At 31.8% G+C, this 25,506-nt stretch carries 22 protein-coding genes; 11 read left to right on the top strand and 11 right to left on the bottom strand.

All coding sequences use genetic code 11. The annotated features are described in order from the left end of the window. The first annotated feature begins 45 nt into the window (after positions 1–45). Positions 46–1,230, top strand: coding sequence for a bifunctional phosphopantothenoylcysteine decarboxylase/phosphopantothenate--cysteine ligase CoaBC (gene coaBC, locus Q0409_RS08470; protein ID WP_298537038.1), 1,185 nt, complete (start codon positions 46–48; stop codon positions 1,228–1,230). A 949-nt stretch (positions 1,231–2,179) separates the two neighbouring features. On the opposite strand, the gene Q0409_RS08475 is transcribed toward coaBC, so the two are convergent. Both Q0409_RS08475 and Q0409_RS08480 read right to left on the bottom strand, forming a co-directional pair. Then, positions 2,180–2,824, bottom strand: a complete 645-nt coding sequence (locus Q0409_RS08475; protein ID WP_298537041.1) for a fibrillarin-like rRNA/tRNA 2'-O-methyltransferase — start codon at positions 2,822–2,824, stop codon at positions 2,180–2,182. A gap of 113 nt (positions 2,825–2,937) precedes the next feature. Continuing rightward, positions 2,938–4,167, bottom strand: coding sequence for an NOP5/NOP56 family protein (locus Q0409_RS08480; RefSeq protein WP_298537044.1), 1,230 nt, complete (start codon positions 4,165–4,167; stop codon positions 2,938–2,940). Between the two features lie 255 nt (positions 4,168–4,422). On the opposite strand from Q0409_RS08480, the gene Q0409_RS08485 reads away from it, so the two are divergent. From Q0409_RS08485 to Q0409_RS08510, 6 genes are all read left to right on the top strand, one after another. After that, positions 4,423–5,334, top strand: a complete 912-nt coding sequence (locus Q0409_RS08485) for a dihydroorotate dehydrogenase (RefSeq protein WP_298537047.1) — start codon at positions 4,423–4,425, stop codon at positions 5,332–5,334. A gap of 17 nt (positions 5,335–5,351) precedes the next feature. Then, positions 5,352–6,161 carry a dihydroorotate dehydrogenase electron transfer subunit gene (locus Q0409_RS08490; RefSeq protein WP_298537049.1) on the top strand — a complete coding sequence of 270 codons (810 nt, stop codon included), beginning with the start codon at positions 5,352–5,354 and terminating at the stop codon, positions 6,159–6,161. Between the two features lie 65 nt (positions 6,162–6,226). Then, a complete protein-coding gene (locus Q0409_RS08495; protein ID WP_298537052.1) occupies positions 6,227–7,312 on the top strand; it encodes an AI-2E family transporter in 1,086 nt (361 codons plus the stop codon). A gap of 27 nt (positions 7,313–7,339) precedes the next feature. Next, positions 7,340–9,259 (top strand): DNA-directed DNA polymerase, encoded by a 1,920-nt coding sequence (locus Q0409_RS08500; RefSeq protein ID WP_298537055.1) that lies wholly within the window; start codon positions 7,340–7,342, stop codon positions 9,257–9,259. A gap of 88 nt (positions 9,260–9,347) precedes the next feature. After that, the gene (locus Q0409_RS08505) at positions 9,348–9,734 is read left to right on the top strand and encodes a putative zinc-binding protein (protein WP_298537057.1); all 387 of its coding nucleotides are present in this window, start codon (positions 9,348–9,350) and stop codon (positions 9,732–9,734) included. 91 nt (positions 9,735–9,825) lie between these two features. Beyond that, positions 9,826–10,218, top strand: coding sequence for a hypothetical protein (locus Q0409_RS08510; protein WP_298537059.1), 393 nt, complete (start codon positions 9,826–9,828; stop codon positions 10,216–10,218). 591 nt (positions 10,219–10,809) lie between these two features. Here the strand turns inward: Q0409_RS08510 and comC are convergent. From comC to psmB, 4 genes are all read right to left on the bottom strand, one after another. Continuing rightward, entirely contained in the window at positions 10,810–11,838 is a 1,029-nt protein-coding gene (comC, locus tag Q0409_RS08515) for an L-sulfolactate dehydrogenase (protein ID WP_298537062.1), read from the bottom strand. Positions 11,839–11,951: 113 nt separating this feature from the next. Next, positions 11,952–12,971 carry a phosphoribosylformylglycinamidine cyclo-ligase gene (gene purM / locus Q0409_RS08520; protein ID WP_298537065.1) on the bottom strand — a complete coding sequence of 340 codons (1,020 nt, stop codon included), beginning with the start codon at positions 12,969–12,971 and terminating at the stop codon, positions 11,952–11,954. 298 nt (positions 12,972–13,269) lie between these two features. Next, positions 13,270–15,180 (bottom strand): beta-CASP ribonuclease aCPSF1, encoded by a 1,911-nt coding sequence (locus Q0409_RS08525; RefSeq protein ID WP_298537068.1) that lies wholly within the window; start codon positions 15,178–15,180, stop codon positions 13,270–13,272. Positions 15,181–15,612: 432 nt separating this feature from the next. After that, positions 15,613–16,236 carry an archaeal proteasome endopeptidase complex subunit beta gene (gene psmB / locus Q0409_RS08530; RefSeq protein WP_292788011.1) on the bottom strand — a complete coding sequence of 208 codons (624 nt, stop codon included), beginning with the start codon at positions 16,234–16,236 and terminating at the stop codon, positions 15,613–15,615. A 633-nt stretch (positions 16,237–16,869) separates the two neighbouring features. On the opposite strand from psmB, the gene Q0409_RS08535 reads away from it, so the two are divergent. Both Q0409_RS08535 and Q0409_RS08540 read left to right on the top strand, forming a co-directional pair. Then, positions 16,870–17,634, top strand: coding sequence for a class I SAM-dependent methyltransferase family protein (locus Q0409_RS08535; protein ID WP_298537073.1), 765 nt, complete (start codon positions 16,870–16,872; stop codon positions 17,632–17,634). 126 nt (positions 17,635–17,760) lie between these two features. After that, positions 17,761–18,948 (top strand): NAD(P)/FAD-dependent oxidoreductase, encoded by a 1,188-nt coding sequence (locus tag Q0409_RS08540; RefSeq protein ID WP_298537075.1) that lies wholly within the window; start codon positions 17,761–17,763, stop codon positions 18,946–18,948. A 64-nt stretch (positions 18,949–19,012) separates the two neighbouring features. Here Q0409_RS08540 and cofG read toward each other — a convergent pair whose 3' ends face one another. Both cofG and Q0409_RS08550 read right to left on the bottom strand, forming a co-directional pair. Continuing rightward, the gene (gene cofG, locus Q0409_RS08545) at positions 19,013–20,143 is read right to left on the bottom strand and encodes a 7,8-didemethyl-8-hydroxy-5-deazariboflavin synthase subunit CofG (protein WP_298537079.1); all 1,131 of its coding nucleotides are present in this window, start codon (positions 20,141–20,143) and stop codon (positions 19,013–19,015) included. 62 nt (positions 20,144–20,205) lie between these two features. Continuing rightward, the gene (locus Q0409_RS08550; protein WP_298537082.1) at positions 20,206–20,658 is read right to left on the bottom strand and encodes a DUF2120 domain-containing protein; all 453 of its coding nucleotides are present in this window, start codon (positions 20,656–20,658) and stop codon (positions 20,206–20,208) included. 284 nt (positions 20,659–20,942) lie between these two features. Here Q0409_RS08550 and Q0409_RS08555 point away from each other — a divergent pair, with 284 nt between their 5' ends. Together Q0409_RS08555 and Q0409_RS08560 are read left to right on the top strand one after the other, a co-directional pair. Next, entirely contained in the window at positions 20,943–22,409 is a 1,467-nt protein-coding gene (locus Q0409_RS08555; RefSeq protein WP_298537084.1) for a sodium-dependent transporter, read from the top strand. 107 nt (positions 22,410–22,516) lie between these two features. After that, positions 22,517–22,789, top strand: coding sequence for a zinc ribbon domain-containing protein (locus tag Q0409_RS08560; protein ID WP_298537087.1), 273 nt, complete (start codon positions 22,517–22,519; stop codon positions 22,787–22,789). Positions 22,790–22,818: 29 nt separating this feature from the next. Here Q0409_RS08560 and Q0409_RS08565 read toward each other — a convergent pair whose 3' ends face one another. The 3 genes from Q0409_RS08565 to Q0409_RS08575 all read right to left on the bottom strand — a co-directional run bounded on the left by Q0409_RS08565 (position 22,819) and on the right by Q0409_RS08575 (position 25,205). Beyond that, positions 22,819–23,055: a hypothetical protein gene (locus Q0409_RS08565; RefSeq protein WP_298537089.1), complete on the bottom strand. Its 237-nt coding sequence runs from the start codon at positions 23,053–23,055 to the stop codon at positions 22,819–22,821. Positions 23,056–23,349: 294 nt separating this feature from the next. After that, positions 23,350–24,288, bottom strand: coding sequence for a GTP cyclohydrolase MptA (gene mptA / locus Q0409_RS08570; RefSeq protein ID WP_296869130.1), 939 nt, complete (start codon positions 24,286–24,288; stop codon positions 23,350–23,352). Between the two features lie 437 nt (positions 24,289–24,725). Further along, positions 24,726–25,205, bottom strand: coding sequence for an Lrp/AsnC family transcriptional regulator (locus Q0409_RS08575; RefSeq protein WP_292778063.1), 480 nt, complete (start codon positions 25,203–25,205; stop codon positions 24,726–24,728). Between the last annotated feature and the right edge of the window lie 301 nt (positions 25,206–25,506).

The raw sequence follows: 25,506 nt of genomic DNA on the forward strand, positions 1-25,506 counted from the left end.
TATTTAGATTATTTATTGCAAGATTTTAATTATTGAAGTGATTTTATGGAAATTGTTTTATGTGTTACTGGCAGTATTGCAGCAACCGAAACCATTAAGTTAGCAAGGGAATTTAGAAGACAAGGCCATTCTGTCAAGGCATTCATGACTAAAGAGGCTACTAAAATTATTCACCCTAATTCTTTGGAGTTTGCCACTGGCCAGGAAGTCGTCTTGGAATTGACTGGAAAGATAGAGCATGTGAAGTATTCTCAACAAGATTTGATTTTAGTTGCTCCAGCTACTGCAAATACCATTTCCAAATTTGCATATAAGATTTCTGACAATCCTGTAAATACCCTTTTGATAACTGCTCAAGGTCATGACACTCCTATTGTCTTTGTTCCTTCAATGCATGATTCAATGTATGATGCAGTAAGCGAAAATGTGGAAAAGTTAAAGGAAGAAGGTATTAAGTTTGTCAATCCTCGCATTGATGAAGGAAAAGCCAAATTCCCAGCTATTGAAGACATTGTCCTTGAATCTGTAAGAGCTGTCAATTTGGATAGGGTAAACAAGGGCATTGCAGGTGGTGTAGTGTCTAATATTGCAGGAAAAAACATATTGATCAGTTTAGGTGGAACATTTGAGGAAATTGACCCTATAAGGGGAATTTCCAATAGGTCCTCTGGTAGGATGGGTTTGGAATTGGCTAAGGAAGCATTCGTTAGAGGAGCTAATTTGACTATTTTAGCTGCACATCATGAAGTTTCAATTCCAAAGGCATTCAATGTGATTGATGCAGAATCAACTACTTTGATGAATGAGAAGATAGATGAGTTGATTCCTGATTTTGATGTTTTCATAGCTACTGCAGCTGTTTCTGATTTTACTCCAATCAGCAAGGAAGATTCTAAAATCTCTTCATCCTATAACTTGTCATTGGAATTTGAGCCTGTTGCAAAAATCATCCAAAGAATCAAGAAGATCAATGAAAATATCTTTTTGGTTGGATTCAAGGCGGAATACAACATTTCAGAAGAGAAAATGATTGAGTGTGCTAAGACTCAAATGCAAGAAGCAGGAACTGATTTGGTTGTAGCGAATGATGTTGCAAATGCAGGATGCGGATTTGGATCTGAAACCAATGAGGTAATTCTTGTAAGTGATGAAATCAAGAAGGTTTCATTGAATTCCAAAAAAGAGATTTCCAAATCCATATTTGATGAGATTTCTAAAAAATTGAATTGATTTCAGACTTTAAAAGTTTGATTCAATTTTTTCTTTTTTTATTGCTATTTTTATTTTAATTTTTTATTTTCCAATCCTTTTTTTGGGATGATCTTATTCTCATTATTTTTTAGTTCGTTATATAATTTTTTTCTTATATTTTTCCTTATTTTTCTATATAAATTTTAAATATTTTCTTTTAGTTTTATTAATACTTACATTTTCCCCATATTTAGATAATAATTAAAAAAAGTATTACTTTTTTACAAAAATTAGTAGTTCTTTCTTATTTTTAAAAATAAAGAAAAATTAGAAATATTTTTTAAAATTTTAATAAAATTTTGTTAAAAAAGAGTTAAAAATAGTTTATTTTACAAAAAAAGTTCAATCCTCTAAGCTATTTAATTATGGAGTGTTTTTTATGAGTGAATTAACCTAGAGGATATTTTTATGAACTCTTTTTTTATTGCATTAGCAAATATATATTTGTAATATTCTTATATAAAAAGCTTTCAGTAGTAATACTTTTTTGAGATTGTTCGTAGTTATACTAAATTCGTATTTCTTCTTAAAATTACTAATAATTATGTTATTTTATTCTTAGATTAATTTTTAAAATTGAATTAGTTTTATTTCTGATTTTCAGTAAATTTTAATCTATTTTTTTTAAAAATTCTAATGTATATTACTCTTTTGAAATCAAATTTTTTGATAAAAGTAATACTTATAAAATAAGGGTTTTTTGAGCTTTAAATTTATATTAGTAATCTATAATTACTTGAATTATTCTTATTAAAAATGTATGTTTTATTTTTTTGATAATTATCTATATTTCATGATGAAATATATTATATAAAAAGCTTACTTTTTATTTTATAATTTAAATAATAAAATGGTGGTTTTAGATTAAAATAAGAGTTATGTATGGTTTTTGAAAAATGATTTTTTTCAAAAATGATTATATGTTGTTTTAAAAAGATTTCTCCACAAGAAAAGCTATATGGTCCTTTTCATAAGGTTCTAATTTAATCTTTTCCAAAATGGAATAACCATTCTCTTTTATTTTTTTAGCTTCATCCTTGAATATTTTTTTAGGCTTTTGAATAACATCAATGCTTCTTGCTTTTATTGTAATGAGTCCTTGCCCATCTTCCTTAAGGAATAAATCCATGTTATCCATGAAGAGTTCGCTCTGTTTTTCCTGTGCAACATCACAGTAAACCAAGTCCACCTTTTCAACTTTGTTCAAGTAATATTTCGGTTTGGTTGCATCTGCAAGGAGCGGCATGATATTGTTTCTCTTTTGGGATAATCTGACCAGCTTTTTCATGCTGACTGGTGAAAATTCCACAGCATAAATCAATCCCTCATCGCAAATGTCAGAAATGTGTGAAACAGTTGTTCCTGTTGAAGCGCCTAAGTATAATACTTTAGAATCGTTGTTTAATTCAATTCCTTCCAATCCATTCAATAATGCTGCAGCTAATTTGGATCTTCTTGGATTCCAGATTCTGTACTCTTCATCTCCATCTTGAATGAGTCTTTCATCATAGACTCTAATCCCTGGACTTAAGTTTCTGGTAGCTATTTCACCATCTTTGTAAAATATGTTCATTTTTTCACATCTTTATATGAATTTATAATTATTAGGAATTTTAGATTTTAGATTTCAGAATTTAAGATTTTAGAATTTTAGAAATTAGGATTTATAATCACATAGTTAAATGATTATTTTCTTCGTTTCTTTTTATTCTTCTTGTTTTTCTTGTTTCCTTTGTATTTCTTGCTTTTTCCTTTCCCTTTGTCTTTCTCTGCCTTTCTTTCCCTTGCCCTTTTTTGGCTTGTCTTTTTAGGGAATGGATTTTCCTTTTCTATTTGTTCAACTTTCTTGAGATAATCCTCTGCAATGCTTGGATCATACTCTCCAGAGAATACATCCTTTCTTACAGCAAGTGTAATCTTCAATGCAAGGTTTCTAGCTATCTTTCCTCTGTTCCACCATTTAGCTCCACGAACACTTGGGTGTTGGAATATCAACCCATGCTTTGGAGGACGTTCTCCAGTTTTCAAATGTCTGAATATTGCCTTTTCAGCACCCATTATCTGAATAACACTTGCAGGATAGGTTGCTAATCTTTTTATGCTTCCAATGTGTGCAATTAATTTGGCACCTAATGTGGATCCTAATAAGTCTCTTAAGTTAGGAGCAATGGCTTCCATTTTAGAATCGATATAAGTTTCAAGTTCCTTTCTTGACTTTTGAAGTGAATAGATTGATTCTGCAAAGCTCTTCAACATCATCAAGTCTTCTTCTTCAATGTCAGCACCAGCACTTTCCTCAATCTCTCCACTGAAATGCTCCATGAAGTTTTCCAAAATGTCTTCCCTATTCTCGCTTTCAGCTATTAGCTTTATGTAAGTTTCATTATTGCTTATAGTATCCATTTCTGGGAAATAGATTGTGTACCAGTCACGAATGCGTTCAACTAGTTTGCTGATTGATTCATCAATGTCGTCTACAGAGTTTATTGCCTGAATCAATAGCTTGTCGGCTTCCTGTGAAGACTTTTTGATTTTATGGATTGCTAGCTTTTCATAGATTTGAGTGATTTCATCTTGACTTTTTGAAAATCCAATTTCTTCAAAGACATTGTCAATATTGCTTCTTAAGTGTTCTCCACCTTTGTTTGGAGTTTTCACTTCAATATTTTCATAATTTTCAAGTTCCTTGTATTGGGATTTCCTTTTTGTGGTTTCTATAATTATCTTATCCTCTTCGATTGATTCCAACTTTATTCCATTAATGAGTTCAATCTCTTCATCTAAAATCTCATTTTCCTCTATCTTGATGAGATTTGAAACCACTTCATCTTCTGTAAAAAGCTTATAATCAGCAATTTGAAGATCTTCATCAAATGCAATAAATCCTGCAATACATTGTGTTATATAAAATTCCATAATCTTATTTTAATTTTTTTATCTAATATATTTTACATTATTTTAGATAATTTTTCTCAATTTCTGACTAATTTTTTACTAAATTTTCGTTAATTTTCCACACGAAAACTAAATAATTATATATCATATAGTTTCCATATATTAAAATAGTATAAAATTATATTATATTATTAAAATAATTATATTGAATTATTAAAATATTATATAAGAGAAATTAGTTATGCTTATCATTCATGTTTTTATTGGAGGTTATTCATGTTAAAAACTAAATTATGTGGTGTCAGGTTAAGAAATCCATTGATGCTTGCTGCAGGTGTATTGGGAAGCCATGCATCTTCCCTTAATTGGATTTTAAAATCTGGTGCTGGTGCAGTTGTATCCAAATCATTTTCAAAGGAACCTAATGACGGCTATAAGAATCCAACTACAGTTGCTGTAGAAGGAGGAATCATTAATGCAATTGGACTTTCAAGTCCGGGAGTTGAAGCTTTCATCGATGAATTGGAAAAGGTTGACCGCATAAAGGGAAAATCAATCGCTTCAATTTATGGTGCAACTCCTGATGAGTTTGCATATGTTGCAGGAAAGGTAGAGGATTTGGTTGATATGATTGAATTGAATGTATCATGTCCTCATGCAATGGAAGGTTACGGAGCTTCCATCGGCCAAAATCCGGAATTGACTAGAAATGTTGTAAAGGCAGTTAAAGATGCTGTTGATGTGCCTATTCTTGCAAAATTGACTCCAAATGTAACTGACATTTCTGAAATTGCAGTTGCAGCTGAAGAAGGTGGAGCAGATGGATTGACATTGATCAATTCATTAGGTCCTGGAATGAAAATAGATATTGTAACTGGAAATCCAATACTTGCAAATAAGTTCGGTGGAATGAGCGGGCCTGCAATTAAGCCAATAGCTGTTCGTTGCGTTTATGATGCATTTGCCGCAACTGACATTCCAATTGTTGGTGTTGGGGGAATACGCAATTATGCTGATGTAATAGAGTTCCTCTATGCAGGTGCAAGCGCTGTTCAAATTGGTACTTCAATCATGTATGAAGGTCCTGAAATATTCGGAAGGATTACAAGCGACTTGGAAGAGTTTATAGAGGAAAGTGAATTTGATTCAATTAATGATATGGTGGGCTTTGCTCATAAGGAGCCATAGTTCAAGTGGGTGATAGAATGAATGTACCTCAAGTTATAGAGATAAAAAAGATTATTGAAGAGACTCCTACAATCAAGACTTTTATTTTTGATTGGACTATGGTTGGTGAAAACATTCCTACTCCTGGACAGTTTGTCATGGTCTGGAATTTCAAGGACGAAAAGCCAATGTCCATTTCATACATCGATGTAGGTAAGGGAGAACTTGGAATAACCGTTAAGAAGGTTGGAGAGTTCACTGAAGACTTGCATACCTTAAAGGAAGGTGACAAGTTAGGTCTTAGAGGACCATATGGAAATGGCTTCGACACTGATTTGAAAGGAATGAGAGTCTTAGCTATTGGTGGTGGAGTCGGAATGGCTCCTATAGCATCATTTACTGAAGCGGCATTGAAAAATAAGGCTCAAGTGGATGTTGTTTGTGCTGCACAGACCAAGGATGAGCTATTGTTCGATGAACGTTTAAAATCAAAAGGTGCTAAAGTATATACTTGCACTGATGACGGTTCATGCGGTTTCAAAGGATTTGCAACCCATAGGGTATTGCAATTGATTGAACACAAGGAATATGATTGGGCTGTTGTATGCGGTCCTGAAGTCATGATGAGACCATTGTATGGTAGTTTAGAATCCAATATGATTGAAGGTGAATACTCTATGGAACGTTATATGAAATGTGCTATAGGTGTTTGCGGTCAATGCTGTGTAGACAATACCGGATGGAGAATATGTGCTGAAGGACCTGTTTTCTCATCTGATCAGGTTTCTGAAATCGTTGAGTTCGGTAAATTCCATAGAACTGCATCTGGAATGAAAGAGTATTTCTAAATCATTTAACGTTTCAATATTATTTAATTTAAAAAAATATTAGCAATAATTTATTTAATGATAACATGTTTAATCTTAGTGAAAGCAAATATGGTCTGCATATAGTGATTATAATAATTTTCTTATTATTGTCATTATTTACAGTCATGCCGGTTTTGAATATGATTTTGCTTGGAGCAATGATTGCTTATGGTATCAAACCAGTTGCCAATAGGATTCAATCAAAAATCAAGATCACTTCAATTTCTATATTCCTGGCGATAATAGTGGTAATCATTCCATTGATACTATTGTTCATATACGTATTTTGGGAAACAGCAGTTTTTGCGGATATGTTTTTCGCTTCCCATAATCTTTCTGTAAGTTCAGGAATTGATTTGAATTTGGCTATTAACACATTTGTCCAAGCATTGCCTGTGGAACTTCAAGGATTTATTAAACCTTACTTAGGGCTATTGACTAGCGGAGTGCATGAAGCCTTAACTTACATATTCAATTATGCCATAAGGTTCATAAGGAAGTTTTCAGATGTGCTGGTTCAATTGTTTGTCCTGATCTGTTCCATTTATTATTTCACTCGTGATGGCGATAAGGTTATGGAATATATTTTCGTATTCATTCCAAAAGAGCATAGGTCTTTCTTTGAGAGAACCTTGGATGATGTTGCAAATGTTCTAAAATCCATCTTCTATGGTCATTTCTTGACAGCTATTGTTATAGGTCTTATGGGTGGTGTAGGCTATTATTTCTTAGGATATAAGTTTGCATTGTTTTTAGGAATCGTTACAGGCATTGCACAGCTGGTTCCTATCTTCGGTCCATGGATAGTTTATTGGGCATTGGCAATCTATGCATTCTTTGTTGCTGGAGACATAGCTCAAGGAATCCTTACAATATTATGGGGATTCGTATTAAGCTTGAGCGATATGTACATTCGTCCAATGCTTGCAAGCAATTATGCTGACATGCCTTCCTTAATCCTTTTGGTTGGATTTATGGCAGGACCTTATGTATTTGGAATTGTTGGTTTCATATTGGGCCCTTTGATTTTGGGAATTGCATATGCGGTTATCAAGTCCTTTAAGGAAGAGTTGGAAAAGGATAAATTAGAGATAGAGAAATTGGAAAATAATGAATCTGATAATTATTGATTATTATAAAAAAATTTGGTGGATAGGATGGTAAAAAGAAACATTGTTCTTTTAGACATTGATTATATCACTCATGATGAAAAGCCAGTCATGAGATTATTCGGTAAGGTAAAGGGAGAGAAATCCAATGACTTGATTGCATTAGATGACAGTTTCGTTCCTTATTTGTATATCTTGCCTGTAGATGATATTGATAAATGCATAAATGATTTAAAAGAGCTTGAAAAGGAAGAGGAACTGGAGTTTACAAAACTTGAAAAAGTCCTTAAGAAGGATTTTCAGGTTCCTACTGAATTCATTAAACTCAGCTTTAACCATCCTCAAGATGTGCCTAAATACAGAGACAAGATTTGGGATTTGGACTCTGTAAAACAGCTTAGGGAACATGACATTCCATTCTATAGAAGATACTTAATTGACAATGGATTGGTTCCTATGGCTGAATTGGAGTTAGAGGGAGAACTTATTGACTCATTTGAAACCATAGGCAGTGATGACGATTCCCTTGAAATCCTTAAATTGAGTGAATCTCCTAAAACTGCAAATACCGATTTCCAACAGTTCAGGATGATGAGCTTTGACTTGGAAGTTAGAAACCCTCATGGAATGCCTAATCCTAATGAGGATGAAATCATCATGATTGGAATTGACAGCAATGTAGGAGTTAGAAAAGTCATTTCAACTAAAGGGGATGAGTTTGAACATGATCCTGAAATGTACTTTATAGAAAAGGTTGACTCTGAAAAGGAAATGATTGAATCCTTCATTAAAACTGTTAAGGAAAACAATATTGACATTATCATAGGATATAACTCTGATGTATTTGACTTCCCATACCTTAAGGATAGGGCAAAGCTTTGGGGCCTTGACTTGGATTTAGGTGTTGATGGATCAAGCATCAAGTTCATTAGAAGAGGTTTCAACAATGCGGCTACATTCAAAGGGCTTCTTCATGTTGACTTGTATTTGGTTATGAGAAGATACATGTCACTTGACAGATACACTTTAGAGAGAGTATACTTTGAGTTCTTTGGCGAGGAAAAGATAGATGTTCCTGGAGACAGAATCTATGAATTCTGGGACAATGGAGGAAGGGAACTTAAGAACCTGTTCAAGTATTCCTTGGATGATGTTGTATCCACCTTGAAGATTGCTCAGGAAACATTGCCTTTGAATTTGGAATTGACTCGTATCGTTGGTCAGCCTTTTGTTGATGTAACCCGTATGGCAACCGGTCAGCAAGCGGAATGGTATTTGGTTAGAAAAGCTTATGAGGTTGATGAGGTTGTGCCGAATAAGCCAAACATGACTATGAAAAACATCAAGGAAAGGGGAAGCAATTCTGGAGGTTATGTTAAAGAGCCAGAAATCGGATTGCATGAGAATTTGGTTCAGTTCGACTTCAAGAGCCTGTACCCTACATTGATCATTTCAAAAAACATTTCTCCAGATGTTTTGGTTAAGGATAATGTTTCATATAATGCAAAATTTGAAGACTTTGAAACAGGTTATGATGATATAGATAGTCTAAGAGAAGAGGAACTCTCTTCTGAAATCGATAATGATGAAGAGTATTACATCTCACCAGAACACTTCTTCAAGTTCAAGAAAGAACCTCAAGGATTCATTCCTTCAGCTTTAGAGGATATTCTAAATGAAAGGTTTGCTGTTAAGAATAGGATGAAAGCAACAGATGATCCAATCCTGAAGAAGAGTTTGGATGTTCAGCAGCAAGCGTTGAAACGTTTGGCAAATACAATGTATGGAGTTTATGGATTCTTGAGATTCCGTTGGTATTCATTTGAATGTGCTCAATCAATTACTGCTTGGGGACGTCAGCATATTAAAAAGGCAATGAAGGAAGCGGAAGATTATGGTTTCAAGGCTATTTATGCAGATACTGATGGTTTCTATGCTAAGTATGTGCCTGAAATGAAAAAGGAATAAAATTTAAAATTTTATTAAACTTATCTAAAAAAATAAAAAATCACATTTATTGAAAAATTAATTATAATTATTTGAAGGAAGTATGATTATGGAAGAGAAGATTGCTTTGGCAGCATGCAGTGGAATGAGTCCTAATGGATTGGTTGCAAGAGTTGCAGTTCATGACTTAGCTATTGATGATGTGGAAATTTTATCAATTTGTATGGGTTCAACTTCTGCAAATGTCACAGGATTTAAAAGAATGCTTGACAAATACCCTATTTTAGCTATTAATGGGTGTGAAGGAAATTGTGTTGGTAAAATACTAGAGCAAAAGGGCATTGAAATTGTGGATGAGCTTAATGTTGGAGACATTTTAGCTGAAACCGAACATAAGGCAAATGATGCTGCAAGATTGGATGAAGAAGGGGAAATCTGCGTTTCAATAGTGAAGGAAGTTATTGAAAATAAAATCAAGGAAATTGAATTGGATTAATTTTTATAATTTTATTTGATTTTAGTTATCTATTAATTTAATTTTAGATAATTTTCTTATTTATTTCCCAATATTTCTTTTAGGTGATTTTATGGTAAAGCCAGTCAAGGTTCATGATAATAATTTATGGGATAAGTTTGTCAGTGATAGTGAGCAATATTTTGCAGTCTTAAGTCCCGGAACCAAAGTCGCATTCTTTGTTGGTGAGACTGATAAGAATTTCCTGCTCATTGAAAGAACAGAAGGAGCTATTGATTCAAAGTTCAATGTAAACAGTTCACTTAATATGATGGAAACAGATTTGTTCTTCACAATTGCTGAAGATGATGCATCTGAACTTTTGGATGATGCAAGCAAACTTTCAAATTTCATTAAGGAAGGAAAGTTAGGAATCTTCTGTCTGGTCGATGATGTGGTCATGGCAGAAAAAGGTCTCGATACATTATTGAATGACTTAGGATTTGCACCATCTTGTGCAATTTAATTTTTTTAATTTTTTATTTTAAAATTCACTTTCTATTTTTTTTAAAAAAATTTTTTTTAATAATATTTTTAAATTTTTATTTTTCAATTTTTCTAAACATTTTTTTAATAATTTTTGAAATTTTAATTTTTCATTTTTTCAAAAATTTCAATTTCTATTTTTCAAAAAATAATTTTTTCATTTTTTCACTATTTTGTCATTTCTCATCTGTGTGATGTAGATTATCAATTATCAAAATTTATAATGGGATTCATACTTTCAGTATTTTAAAAATATGATTAATTATTTTAATACTTTTTAATATAAACTATATTTTAATGAACTTTTATTATTAAAATTTTCATAGTTCATTGAAAGTTAAAATTTTAGTCTTATTTTCATAAAACTTTTTAAAAAAAGCAGCGAAAAATGAAATTTGAATTTTAATTTTTTTCAAAAATAATTCAATTATAGAAATTTATAAAATTTGTAAATTGTAAAATTAGGATCAGAAAAAAAATAAGATTAATAAAAATTAGTAAAAAAATTAAAATAGTAAAATAAAAGTAGAAAAGTAAAATAGTAAAATAGTAAAAAAGAAAAAAGTTAGATTTATTCAGTTAAGTAACTGTCTAAATCTATATTTTCAGCATCACAGATTTCTTTTAAGGTTTCATAGAGTTTTTCATCTATTTCTAAACCATTTTCTTCATTTTCAGCAATTCTTTTTACTTCGAGATCTCCAGGAATGAAAGTGTTTCCGGATTCTCTGATTTCTGTGACGAATTCTTCAACTTGCTCTTTGAATGCATCAATTGAAACGAATTTTGCAGGATTGATTGCAACAAACAAGTCACCTTTGTTGCAGTCTTCCTTATAGTCTCCTGCAGTACCGGTTACGTTGGTACCAAATGCAGCGTTTACTAAAGGTCCTGTCATTATTTCAATCATAAAGCTTAAAGCGTATCCTTTTACTCCACCAAATGGAAGGATAGAGCCTTCTAATGCAGCTTCAGGATCAGTGGTTGGATTTCCATCCTTGTCAATTGCAGTGTTTGGAGGAATTTCCTCACCTTTTCTTTTTGCTTCTAATAATTTTCCTCTTGCGCTTACAGAAGTTGCCATATCAACAGCAATATAAGTTTCGGAAGGGATACCAATAGCTATTGGGTTAGTTCCGAGAATAGCTTTCTTACCACCTAATGGTGCTACTCCAGGTTCAGTGTTACAAATTACAATACCAATCATGTCATTTCTAATAGCTAAGTCAGAATAATAACCGGTTATTCCAAAGTGGTTAGAATTGAAGGTACCTACTGCAGCGATACCGGTTTCCTTTGCCTTATTGATTGCCATCATCATTGCTTCATGTGCAATGTATTGTCCGAATAAGCTTTTTCCATCAATGAGTGCAATGGAATCCTCATCTTTGACAATTTCATAATCTCCTTTGGTTTCAATAAAACCGTTATTGATTCCTCTGATGTATTGTGGGAATCTTCCAAGTCCATGTGAAGTGAAACCTTTTAAATCAGAGTCTAAAGTTGCTTCGGTAATGATTTTTGCATGATATTCTTGAACTCCAATGTTGATTAAGATTTCATTTACAAGTTTTCTTTCATTTTCAACACTAATTCTCATATTTTCCCTCCTAAATGATTGGCATTTGTTGAAATATCTTTGTAATATTGATTGTTTTTTAAATTATTTTTTAAAATTATTATTGGAATTTTATGTATTTTTTTGAATTGGAATTAGTATTCAATTACAGTTCCTTCAAATGTTTTTACAGTAATCTTTTCTTCAGCAGTAACTGTTCCTACAATTTGTGCTTCAATGTTTTCATTCAATGCTTCTACAACAGCATCTGCTTCTTCTGGGCTTGCAATTACACAGAATCCTACACCCATATTGAAAACCTTATACATTTCCTCTAAAGGAACTCCTTGCTGGTAGATTAATTTAAATATGTCTTGTGGTTCTGGGTAATCTGTAATGTCAAAACCGATTCCTTTTTTAAGTCTTGAAAGGTTGTTTACTCCACCACCAGTCATATGAGCAAGACCTTTGATGTTGAAATCATGTTTTAAAAGTTCAACGATTGCTTTAACATACAATTGGGTTGGTTTCAATAACTCTTCTCCGATAGTGGTTTCACCGTTAGGCATTTTATCGTTAACGTCGAATCCACCTTCTTCAAAGATTGCTCTTCTAGCTAAGCTTAAACCGTTACTGTGAATACCGCTACTTCTAAGGCCGATTAATACATCTCCTTCTTGGATATCTGCACCAGTTATGATTTTATCCTTGTCTACAAAACCGATACCTGTTCCTGCTAAGTCAAAGTCCTTTACAATACCTGGAAGTGAAGCGGTTTCTCCACCAATAATTGCAATTTGTGATTCTTTTGCCCCTTGGACAAGACCGTCTGCAATTTCTTCAGCTACTTTTGGGTCTGGTTCTTCAACTGCTAAGTAGTCAACTAATGCAATAGGTTCCGCACCTACACAAAGGATATCGTTAACTACCATTGCAATCATGTCAATTCCAACAGTATCATATTTTTCCATCATTTTTGCAACTAATATTTTACTTCCTACACCATCAGTACTCATTGCAATAGCCTTATCGCCAAGTTCGACCAATGCTGCAAAGTGTCCGCTGTCAGTAATAATATTTCTGTATTCTAATGTTGGTTGTAATTTTGAAGCTAATTTTGAAACGGTTAATGCTTCAAGGTCAATGTCAACACCAGATTCTGAATAAGTAACCATAAAATTCACCTAATAATAATTATAAAATTTTTTTATTTTTTAAAAAGTTTTTATTTAAATTTTTATTTAAATAGGCTATTATTAACAATTAAATAATAACTAACATTTTAATATTTGTTTTAGCTATTATTTATATTATATTAATTATTTTAGAATAATCAATGATAATTTTGAATTAAAAATTAAAAAAAATAAATTTCAGTTTTAAATATAAAATATTTAAAAAAATATTTTAAAATAAAAAAAATCTTAAAATAACAATTATTTTAAGATAATAAATATTTGAAAATATTTAAAATTATTGAAGTCTGGTTGCTTCAAGGATAAGTGGAGTTTTAGTCTCTACCTTATAACTTCTGTGAATGCTTGAAGCCAAGTCAACAGTTTTATATGGGTCTCCGTGACAAGTGATGATCTTATCAGGTCTTGGATGCAATCTTTTTGCAAATTCCATCAATTGTCTTCTGTTGGAGTGACCACTGAATCCTTCAATGGTTTTGACATCCATTTTAACATTGTAGATTCTCTTTTTACCAGTTTCATCTTCCAATGGTATTTCCTTGTGTCCTTTTTGGATCTTTCTACCAAGGGATCCTTCAGATTGGTAACCTACGAAAATGATGGAATTGTTCTTGTCTTCACATAACCATTTGAAGTACTCTACAGAGTTTCCACCAGTCATCATACCTGATGTTGAAAGGATAATTGAAGGCTCTCCTTCAACGATTTGTTTTCTTTCAGCATTGTTTTGAACCTTATTGAATGATTCTGAAATGAATGGGTTTCTTCCCATATGGAAGATTTGGTCTCTTAAGTCTTTGCTTAAGTACTCAGGTCTTGCAGTGTGCACTGCAGTAGCTTCCCAAATCATACCGTCAAGATGGATTGGCACTTCATCAACCATTCCATGACGCATGTACTCTTCAAGCACAATCATCAATTCTTGTGCTCTTCCTACTGCAAATACAGGAACCAAGACTTTTCCGCCACGTTTTAAGGTTTTGTAGATGGTCTTCATTAATTCTTTTTCTGCATTGTTTCTTGATGGGGTTACATCTTCATGTCCACCATATGTACTTTCCATAATGCAGCTTTCCACTCTAGGGAATCTTGTGGTTGCAGGTTCCAAGAGTCTGCTTCTTTCATATTTGAAGTCTCCAGTGTAAAGCAAGTTATGTGCACCGTCACCAATGTGGAAGTGACACATAGCAGAACCTAAAATATGGCCTGCATTATGCAATGTCAATTTGATGTCTGGAGATATGTCAGTTACAACTCCATAGTCAAGAGTGATTGTGTGCTTGATCATCTTTTGCACATGCTTTACATTGAAAGGAAGTGGGTTGTTTTCCCTATGTGCAATGTCAATGTAATCCAATTGCAACAAAGTCATCAGGTCTCTTGTTGCAGAGGTACAGTATACAGGACCTTCGTATCCGTAATGGTAAAGGTAAGGGATGAATCCACAGTGGTCCAAGTGAGCGTGAGATACTACAACAGCATCAAGATCTTGAATTGAAAATTCAGGAACTCCGAGCATTGGGAATGAACTTTTTTCATCTTGCCCTGCTACGTTTACTCCACAATCAAGCAATACTCTACTGTTTGGAGTTTGAAGTAACATGCAGGAACGTCCTACCTCTTTAAATCCTCCCATAGCGGTTAATCTGGTCCAATCGTTATCATATTTTCCGCCTTGGTGGATTCTTGCACCTAAAGTCTGTAAGATTTTCTTTCTTTCCTTACTGTTGTGCATCAAGGTATTTCTGATTCTGTCGATAATTTCAGATCTGATTGGAGGACTTCTTAAAATCTTTGGAGCCCATCCGGTTTTTCTAACGATTTCTCTTGAGGTCACTCCATATTTTCCAATTACAAGTCCAGGTTTGGTAGCTTCTATAACCACTTCGTTGGTAACTTCATCAAAAGTGATGTTGCTGATTTCAGCATCTTCTGGAACGATCTCTTCGACTTTTTGAATAGTTTCTTCGTATGGTAATAAAACTGATTTGTCTGATCTGATTATGATTCTTTTTCTAAGTTCTTTGGCCAAGTTTCTGATTAAGTCCCCATTGTCTGCTACAATGTCTGGGTTTTTTGTATATATAACAACCTCAGGACCTTCAAATTCAATATTGGCTAATTGAACTTCATCAGGTAGTTTTTTTGTAATTTTTTGTTTGATTTCTTCTAAAACGTTTGAAGCCATATTATCACTTCGAAAAATAGACGTATAAAATTAGCATATGGTATAAAATCAATATTTTTTTCGTTTTAATTTCTTTAAATTTTTTCTAAATTCCTTATGGAACTCTCAATTATAAAAATATTCGTTAAGTAAATTTTGGTTAATTTTTAAATAAGCCGTTTAAAATTCAATAATTAAACCGATTAACTAATCAGTAAATCCTAAAATTGTCTAATATAAATTATATAAATGTCAAACTTAGGATTTAAAATTAAATTAAAAGTTAAGAATATTGATTTTAATCTACGATATCAATATTCTTAGGGATTAAATAAACAGCTTCTGTGTCATAAAAAAGATGTTTACTTAATTTATTGCATATACTATCTATACTGTAATATGTAAAATTAGTTGTAAAATAAAGTTAAAAAATAAATAATTCGTATATATTTTTTAGCTATTAATTTTTTCAATAATAGATTCAACTTCTTCTTTTTCTAACATTTTGTATCCATCTTTAGTAACTTCAGCTACTAAGAAGCCATTTCCAGAGTAAGTGTCTCTTTCTGTAGCAGCTTTGATAGCTCTTAAAGCTAATTCCTTAGCTTCTTCTACAGTGATGTCTTCGTGGAATCTGTCTTCAAGAACACCATATGCAAATGTAGAACCGGAACCGGTAGAAATGAAGGTATCCTTAATCATACCACCTGCTGCATCTAAAGAATAGATTGATGCACCAGTGTCATCTACTCCTCCGATAAGAGTTTGTACATATGCTGGTGAGGAGTGTAATATGTTAGAACTTACAGCTGCAGCAGCTTCTAAGCTAATGTCTTTACCATTTCTTAATCTGTATAATGCAGTTTCAGCGCTAATGATTTTCATTAAGCTTTGTGCATCTGCAACAGATCCTGCAATGGTAGCTGCAATGTGATTGTCAATTTTAAATATCTTTTCAGCTACTTTGTGAGCAACAAGGTTTCCCATACTTGCTCTTCTTTCGCTTGCAAATACAACACCATCTTTACAGGTAATACCGACAGTTGTGGTACCTTCAAATGTGTTTTTATCAGCCATATTAATACACCTCGTATAATAATGTAAAATTAAATTTAAAGCATAAAATAATCTTAAATAATAAAATATAATCTTAATAATGATTGAAATTATTATTAATTAAAATTAGAAAAGTTAGGTTTTCAAAGTTATATAAAATTGATAAAATTAAGTTATACTTACACTAATATAACCGCTTTTCCTAACCTATTCTTATTATGTTATACATTATATATAATAGTTTCGTTATTTTGGACAATTTTCAAATAATTTCTATCATAAAATTTATTTTTTCGTGATTTTCAAAAATTTTTTATTTATTTATATTAGATTATTTTTTTTATTAAAGATTAATTCTTTCTTTATTTTTAATTTAACTTTGTATTTTTATATTTTTATTCAAACTACCTATTTCTAATCAATATTTTTCTTAAATAATTAATATTGATTTTAATAACTTTAATTTATTTTAATGTATTTACATTTATTATTAATTTCGTATTATATAAATGTTTTTAAATTAGTTTGATATTTTTGTCAAATGGTTTATTTTTTTAAGTTTTTTGATTCATTGCAAAAAATATATTATTTTATTAAAATAAATTATAATCATTGAATTTAAATATAAATGGTTTATCATTTTCTGGTGATTTTTTGAAATGGAAGAAAATTGGAGATATCTTAATTGTTGACAATAAGTTCAGTGAGGACTCTTCGGAGAATTTAGAGTCAATTGCTTCAGAACATAATGTAAAATCAATTATTAAGATTGAAAAGATCGATGGGCAAAAGAGGGAACCTACCATAAGTCTCTTGTATGGTGATGAGACAGAGACTATCCATAAGGAAAACGGATGTCTCTTTAATCTTGACTTATCTAAAGTCATGTGGGCTAAGGGAAACAATAATGAAAGATTAAGGATTGCCAAATTGGTTACAAAGGGTGAGACGGTAGTGGATATGTTTGCTGGAATCGGTTACTTTTCAATTCCAATTGGTGTTCACAGTCAAGCGAAACAGATTTGCTCAATTGAGATTAATCCAAATTCCTATCATTTCCTTAAGAAAAACATTGAGTTAAACAGAATCAATGAAAAGGCAAATTATGATAGGATGATTCCAATTTTAGGGGATTGTGCTGTTGAAGCCCCTAAATATTCCGCTGATAGGGTATTGATGGGCTATGTGAAAACAACTCATCACTTCTTAAGGCCTGCTATGGAATGCGTAAAGGATGGTGGAATAATCCATTATCATGAAACCGTTCCTGATAAGTTGATTGAAACCCGTCCGTATGAGAGGTTGAAAGAGATTGCTTGGGAATGTGGAGAAAGGGAAGTTGAAGTTTTGAACATTCAAAAGATCAAAAGGTATGCTCCAGGTGTAGAGCATATAGTCTTGGATGCAAGAATTAATTAAGTGAGAATTTATTAAAAAATTTTTTATATCTGTTTAGTGAAAATTGTAATATATAAGATAGTGTATAAAACGAATTATTATGATTAAACAGAAATCATGTTTATCATGTTTTAGGGAAGAATTATTATGATTGAAACTGATGTATTAGTGATTGGTGCTGGACCTGCAGGCTCTTCTGCTGCAAGATTTGCAGCTAAAGGAGGAGTGGATGTAATAGTTATAGATAAAAAATCTGAAATTGGATTTCCTAAAAGATGTGCTGAAGGGGTTTCAAAAAAGATTTTTGAAAAATTGGACCTTGAAATGGATCCTCATTGGGTCACTAATGAAATCAGCGGAGTAAGATTTGTTGCTCCTGACGGAACAGATATTTGGCTTAGTGAAGACCAAATCGATTTGCCTGATGCAGGATATGTGCTTGAGCGTAAGGTATTTGATAAGCACATGGCGGCCGTTGCTGCAAGGGAAGGAGCAGAAATCAGAATCAAGACCCAAGCAAAAGGCCTTAAAAGAGAAAAAGACGGAACATTCACTGTCACTTGCGAATCCATGGGGAAAACCTTTGATATTCATGCTAAAATCATCATTGGAGCAGATGGCCCTGAGTCCCATGTAGCTAAATGGGCAGGACTCAATGCTTATATCAAGCCTCAGCATATGGTGGCTGGCGTTCAATATGAAATGTGCAATGCTAAAATGAAAAGAAATGATTATCTTGAGTTCTATTTCGGCAGTGTAGCTCCTGGAGGATATTTCTGGCTATTCCCTAAAGGTGGAGATGTTGTAAATGCTGGCCTTGGAATAATTACAAATATGGCTGAAAAATCCGCTTACGAATACCTTGTTGATGCTGTAGACAACTGTTATGCAACCCAAGAGGCTCAAGCAGTTGAATTGAATGCTGGTGGAGATCCGGTTGGAGGGCTTGTCAAGGAAATGTACGGAGACAATATCATGCTTGTAGGGGATGCTGCAAGTCAAGTGAATCCTCTTACCGGTGGAGGAATCACCAATGGTATGTTAGGTGGAAGATTTGCTGGTGAAGTTGCAGTGGAAGCTATAAAATCAGGTGACTGTTCCAAGAATTTCCTTAAGAAGTATGAAAAGCTCTATTTGGATGAAATGGGTGCTGAGATGCAAAAATACACTAAGGTCACTGAATATTTATGGACTTTAGATGACGATGACATCAATAAGATCGCTCATAAATTCAAGGAAATGGAATTTGAAAAGTTAACTACAACCGATATCGTAAAAGTGGTTATCAAGGCAGATCCAAAATCACTTTTAAAACTAGGTAGAATCTTTTTATAGATTAAAATTATTTGAAGAGATTAGATTCTTAATCTCTTATAATTGAATATTTTTTTTGAAGAGATTATTTATTTTCAATCTCTTCTTGTGCTCTTTTTGTTTTTTCCAGTAAAACTGGATTTTCAATATATTTTTCATTTATGTATTTTTCATAGATTGCCAATCTCTCTTTCAATTCGTATCCTGCATCATTGGTTAGTTTTTCTAATTTTTCAAGAGTTGGCCATGGAGATGATGGATTTACATAATCTTCACTAAGTGGAGATACTCCTCCCCAGTCATCAGTACCGCAGAGAAGGAATATTTGGCTTGTTTCATAGTTTAAGTTTGGTGGAACTTGAACTGAAACATCTTCATCGAAAAGCAATTGTGCAGCTGCAACTGTTCTAACCATATCCAAAAGACTTGGCTCTTCATAGTTTTCCATTTCGATTCCAGGGCTAACAGTAAAGTTTTGAATGATAACCTCTTGGATGTGGCCATACTTATCACAAAGCTCTTTTATTTTAAGCAATGAATCAGCTATTTCTTCCTTTGTTTCACCGATTCCAATAAGTATTCCAGTTGTGTATGCAATATTGAGCTTTCCAGCATTTTCAATTGTTTCAAGACGTATTTTTGGATCTTTTCCAGGACTTTTCTCGTGGGCTATTGTGCTCATCAATCTTTCAGATGAGCTTTCAAGCATCATTCCCATTGAGATATTGTACTCCTTGAGCATTTTCATATCATCATATGAGAAGTTTCCTGCATTTGTATGTGGAAGAAGTTCAGTCTCTTCAACGGTCATCTTGCAGATGTCATAGATGTATTCGCACATATTATTAAAGCCTAATTTATCCAGCTTTGCTTTAACTGCCTCTTCGGTGTCTGCATCTTCACCCATTGTAAACAATGCCTCTTTGCAGCCATATTTTTCAGCTTCCCTTAAGGTAGCCAATACCTCTTGCCTTTCGAGCAATATGATTGCATCAGGGTCATCTGGGCTTTGCTTGAATGCACAGTATCCACAATCATTTCTGCATATCTTTGTAAGTGGAATGAACACATTCTTAGAATATGTGACATAATTGTGCTCTCTTTTAGAGTTAGCTCGAGCCATGATTTCCAGAATGTCTTCTTTTTTGCATTCTAAAATAGCTATTAAGTCATCACGACTGAGATTTTCAAAATCAATATTGGATATATTAGACATTTTACACCTATTTTTGAGGATGATTCAATATTTTTTTCATTTTTATTTTTCATTTTTATTTATTATTCTTCAATCTCATCTCTTTCAGTTGCGGTTACTTCAACATACATTGGCCCGAATCCAGATTTGTCTTTCCAGATAGCAACAAAAGTTCCTACATTAGGCATAAGGAATAGCTTGTATTCCACATGCAATCCCATAGCTTCCAATTGCTCTTTCATTTTGAGCAATCCTCCGCTGTCTGGTGCTACGCCACCATCTTCTCCATCTCTAATGTAAGAATCCACTTTCTCTACAAATTCATTACCTTCATCTGATAAGACATCAACCTCTTTAGCCTTGAGAATATCTTCAAGCTCTCCCAATTTAGCTTCCATTTCATCAATTTCGATTGGGTCACGGCTTATTCCTCTTACGATAACAACATGTTCCCCATGAAATGCAGGTCTGGAACCTTTAAATGCATTGAAATGTCCTATAATTTTCCCTGTAGTTTTTAATAATACGTCTGACATAAAATCACTTTATTATTCAAAATATTTTATTTAATAACTTTTTAATTATTTTTATAAAAAATATATAGTTATTTTTAATTTAGATAGTATATAAATTTTACAAAATAGGATTGTGTTTTCAAATGAAATTGATTTCATAAGAATTATATAAAAAAAGATATAAACTAAACATAGAAAGCATATTTGCTAAAAATTATATTAGTTTTCAAAATTAATTTGAATTTTCTTATATAATGACATTTTTACAGACGATTTTACTAATTTTATTCAATTAAAGTGATTCTATGAATAAACATTCAGGATGGGGCTCAAAGCTAACATTTGTATTTGCAATGATGGGTGCTACAATAGGTATTGGAAATATTTGGCGTTTTAGTTATGTATTTTACAATAATGGTGGAGGATCCTTTTTCATTCCATATTTCATTGCAATTGTTGTAATGGGAATTCCATTTTTAATTTTAGAATACGGATTGGGATTCAAATTTAAAGAGAGCTTTTCAAAGCTTTTGCATGATATCAATCCAAAATTTGAGATAATCGCTTGGATGTTAGTAATATTTGTTTTCATCATAGCAATTTATTATATGGTTATTCTAAGCTGGGATTTCATATATTTCCTGAATAGTTTTACATTTGGATGGGGAACTTATCCATCCAGCTTTTTCACATCAAGCGTCGGAGGATCTTCTGATTTGATGGGTATAGGATCTATAATATTGCCTACCTTTTTCGGATGTATAATATTATGGGCTTTATTTTGGTTTGTTTCAAACAATGATGTTGATAAGGGTATTGGTTTGATATCAAAGATTTTAATGCCCTTGCTTTTCATTATAATGTCAGTGATTCTTCTTTACTCATTAACCTTGCCAGGATTCGATTTAGGGTTGAAAACCTTGTTTACTCCAAACTGGAATATGCTTTTTGACATAAATATCTGGCTTGCAGCATTTGCTCAAATAGTGTTCTCTTTAAGTATGGGGGAAGCTATTGCCTATACATATGCATCTTACTTATCTGAAGAAACAAGATTGATTGACAATGTGCTTATGGTAGTTGTAGCCAATTCCATTTATGAAATATTTGTAGGATTGGGGATATTTTCCATTTTAGGGTACATGTCTGTAACACATTCAATTCCTATAACTGAACTGATCACTGAAGGGACAAGCCTAATCTTTGTTGTTCTTCCGGAAATTTTTGAGGTAATGGGGCCTGTTGGAAGAATCATGGCACCATTGCTGTTCTTATCAGTATTATTTGCCGGTTTCACTTCATCATTGGCATTAGTTGAACCATTATTGTCCTCCCTTTGTGAAAAACTTGGCTGGTCTCGTAAAAAAGGAGTTACTGTTTTAGTTATCATAGCATGTTTCGGATCATTGCTATTTTCAACAGGAATTAGCAGTTATTTAGTTGAAGTAACTGATACTTTTGTCAATGAATTCGGATTTTTGATTTTAATAGCATTGCAGGCAATAATATTTACTTGGTATTTTGATATAGATGAAATAATTCCTGTTTTAAATAAGAATTCCTCTATTAAAGTTGGGAAAAAATGGAAATTCACCCTTAAGTATATTCTTCCATTAATGTTGATTATTATGTGGATTATTGGTGTAGCTCAATTGATCTATGAAGTGGATTTATTTAAGTTAGGAATATATCTTTTGATTTCTGTGATTGTATTAGGATTTTCAATATTTTTCGTTAAGGTTAGACCTAATGGTCAAGATTCTAAAGAATAATAATCATGATTATTTTCATTAAAAATAGTTTTTAAAATGATCTATCAAAAATTATATTAGCACTAATTTTCATAATATATTTATTAATTTGTTTTGGAAATGATATTATGGAAAATTTTGAAAATCAAAAATTCTGTCAATCTTGCGCTATGCCTATGACTGAAGAGCTTTTTGGAACCAATGCAGATGGATCAAAAAATGAAGATTACTGCATATACTGCTTTAAAGATGGTGAATTCACTTCTGACATGACTATGGAAGAGATGATAGCTTTCTGTAGTGAAAAGATGGTTGAAGTTCATCCGGAAATGAATATTGATGAAGCTTCAAAAATGATGAGTGAGGTATTTCCTCAATTGAAAAGATGGGCAAAGGATTAAATTGTTTAATTTAATCCAATCCAAACTGTTTATCCAAAATATATGCTGTTTGGATATTTCTTTTGGATTTCATTAACAAGTTCAGCTTCTTCTGATCTAGCAAATTTTAAAGAGATATATGCTATTGCGAATGAGCTTAAAATTGATACTAAACTTAAAAATAAAATTGTGTTCATAATTTTTCCTCCAATTTTTAGATTATAAGTAATTCTGCTTACTCTTTTATCTATTAAAAGAATTATATAAAGTCTTTCGAATGTAAGCACTTACTTGCATCGTTAAATTATTAAAATAAGGGGAAAAAGTTATTTTTAGTAAAATTAGTTTAAAAATTATTTTAATAAAATTATTTTAATAAATTTTTTATAATTAAATTATTTTAAAAAATTAATTTAATAAACCTTATATTGACTAGGCCTATTAAATAGTAAAAATAGTTCTTATTTTTATTATTATCTGATTTTAGATATATTAAAGCAAATAAGCAATATTTGCATCTGTGTTTAAAAAGAAAAAATAAAAGTTTAAAATTAAGCAATAGGCTTAATAGAAACTTCTTATTATAAATTAAGTTCTTCTTTAAGAGAACCTAAAGTAGAAACTTTTTCTGCATAAGCATTGTGTCTGTGAATACTTTCATGGTTTTCTTGTCTTGTAGTGATTAAAGTGTCATCAGGCAAGTATGAAAATTCCTCAAGGATCTTTTCATTCATTGTTCTTACACAATCCTCTACAAATACAGGATTCTTATGAGCATTCATAACAACTGCATTTTCATCAGGACGTTTCAAAAGCTCTGAAATAGGGGAACTCATGGATGATTCAATGATTTCAATCAATTTTTCACCATCGATGTATTCCTTTTCAGGAACTTCTATTAAGATGGTTCCTACTCCTCTTTGGTTGTGAGAAGCGAAAGTTACAGTGTCCAATACTTTTTCACATGTTTCTTCATCTAAGAATTTTAATAAGTTGCTTTTATCTACTTCTCTTACAGATTCCTGTGCACATGGACAGACAGTCATTCCAACAACTTCAGCACCAATAGCTTTTCTAATGGTGATGGTTCCATCATCTTCACGGATGCCAACAGCATTAGCTATTAATTTAGCCATTTCTTGGGATCTATTGTCTGTTACTGGGGACTCTTTCATGAACATGTAGTCACTAACCATGTTCACTTCAACACGTTTAGCGTATTCATGCTTTTCAAGCATCCTATTTACGATATCTGCACAGAGTGATTCAACACCATCGGATGCACCTTTAGCAACTTCATCAACAACTTCACTGATAGCTTCAGGAGTTCTAGACATATGTGTACCTTTTTGAGTGCTTGGCAAATCTACAAAAGCATCAAAAGTAGGTAATAATATGATTGGTCTTTTTTCTTTTCTTTTAAGAGTTAAAAGTTTTTTGACGCCAGTAACACCTACTCTACTTAAGTGAATAGGGATACGTGGTTCATCATCTTGTGTGTCTGGGAGACAAACTACCATTTTTGTTTACCTTCTTTTAGTTATTAAAAATAAATATTATTTTTTTATTACAACAATTTTTACAATTAATCATTGTTTTTTAATTTTTATAATAAAATAAATAGACTTTATTTTCTATATTTAAAATAATATTATTGTATGTTTATATATTTTTTGTATAAATGTTTAATATAATTTTCTATATTAAATTATTTTTTAAGGGTATTTTATTGATTTGTTTATGAAATAGTGTAGGAATGGTGTAGGAATAATGTAAGAATAGCATATAAATAGAATAGAAATAGTATGAAAATTATAAAAAAAGATTAAAAATAGAAATTTTTAAAGGGGTTAAATAAAGGGGTAATAATAATTAAAATAATTTTATAATTATTGAAAGGGGTTTAATTATAAAAATTATTTAATTACTATTATCAATTTTAAAAATTAACTTAAAGCTAGAGGATATTAGCAGATCCAATATCTTCTTTTACTATGTTAAGCACAGTTTGTGTAATTGTTTTTTCAATACAGCCTGATTTAAGCAATTCTTTAAGGAATTTGTCTAATTCATCGGTATCTTTAAATTTAGCAATTACAATAGCGTCATATTGACCGGTAACGTCATAAAGTCCAACAACATTTTTGTTGTTTGAGATTTCAGCTTCCCAAGCTTCCAATTCTTGACCTTTAACATTAACGCCAATAATGCTTGTAAGCGCATAACCTAATTTTTTATGGTTTAATACAGGTGCGAATTTTTCTATTACACCAGATTTAAGCATTTTATCGATACGATTGTGTACAGTTCCTACAGAAATTCCTAAATCACGTGATATTTGTCTGTATGAAATTCTAACATCATCATTGATGATTTTTAGAATTTTAATATCAGTTTCGTCCAATTTGATTATTTCATCGTTCTTTTTTGCACACATGATTTTCACTTTTTTTAATTTTTCCTCAATTGCAATTTTTTAAGGGGGTTTTTTAAATCATTGCAATTTAGGGGTCGTGTTAAATTGTTTATATTAAGTACAACAATTATTATTATGTCATAATTTATATATAAAACTTTTCTTATTTTTCTTATTTTTTTCTAATTTTTGATAAATTTAATTATTATTTGATTATTTTATTTGATATTAAATATTTTTAAATTAAATTTTATTTAAAATATTTAAAGTATATTTTACTAATTCTTTGTTCTTAATTTTTAATTTTAGAATGTTTATTTTA

Source organism: uncultured Methanobrevibacter sp., assembly GCF_937898925.1.
Classification (GTDB): domain Archaea; phylum Methanobacteriota; class Methanobacteria; order Methanobacteriales; family Methanobacteriaceae; genus Methanobrevibacter.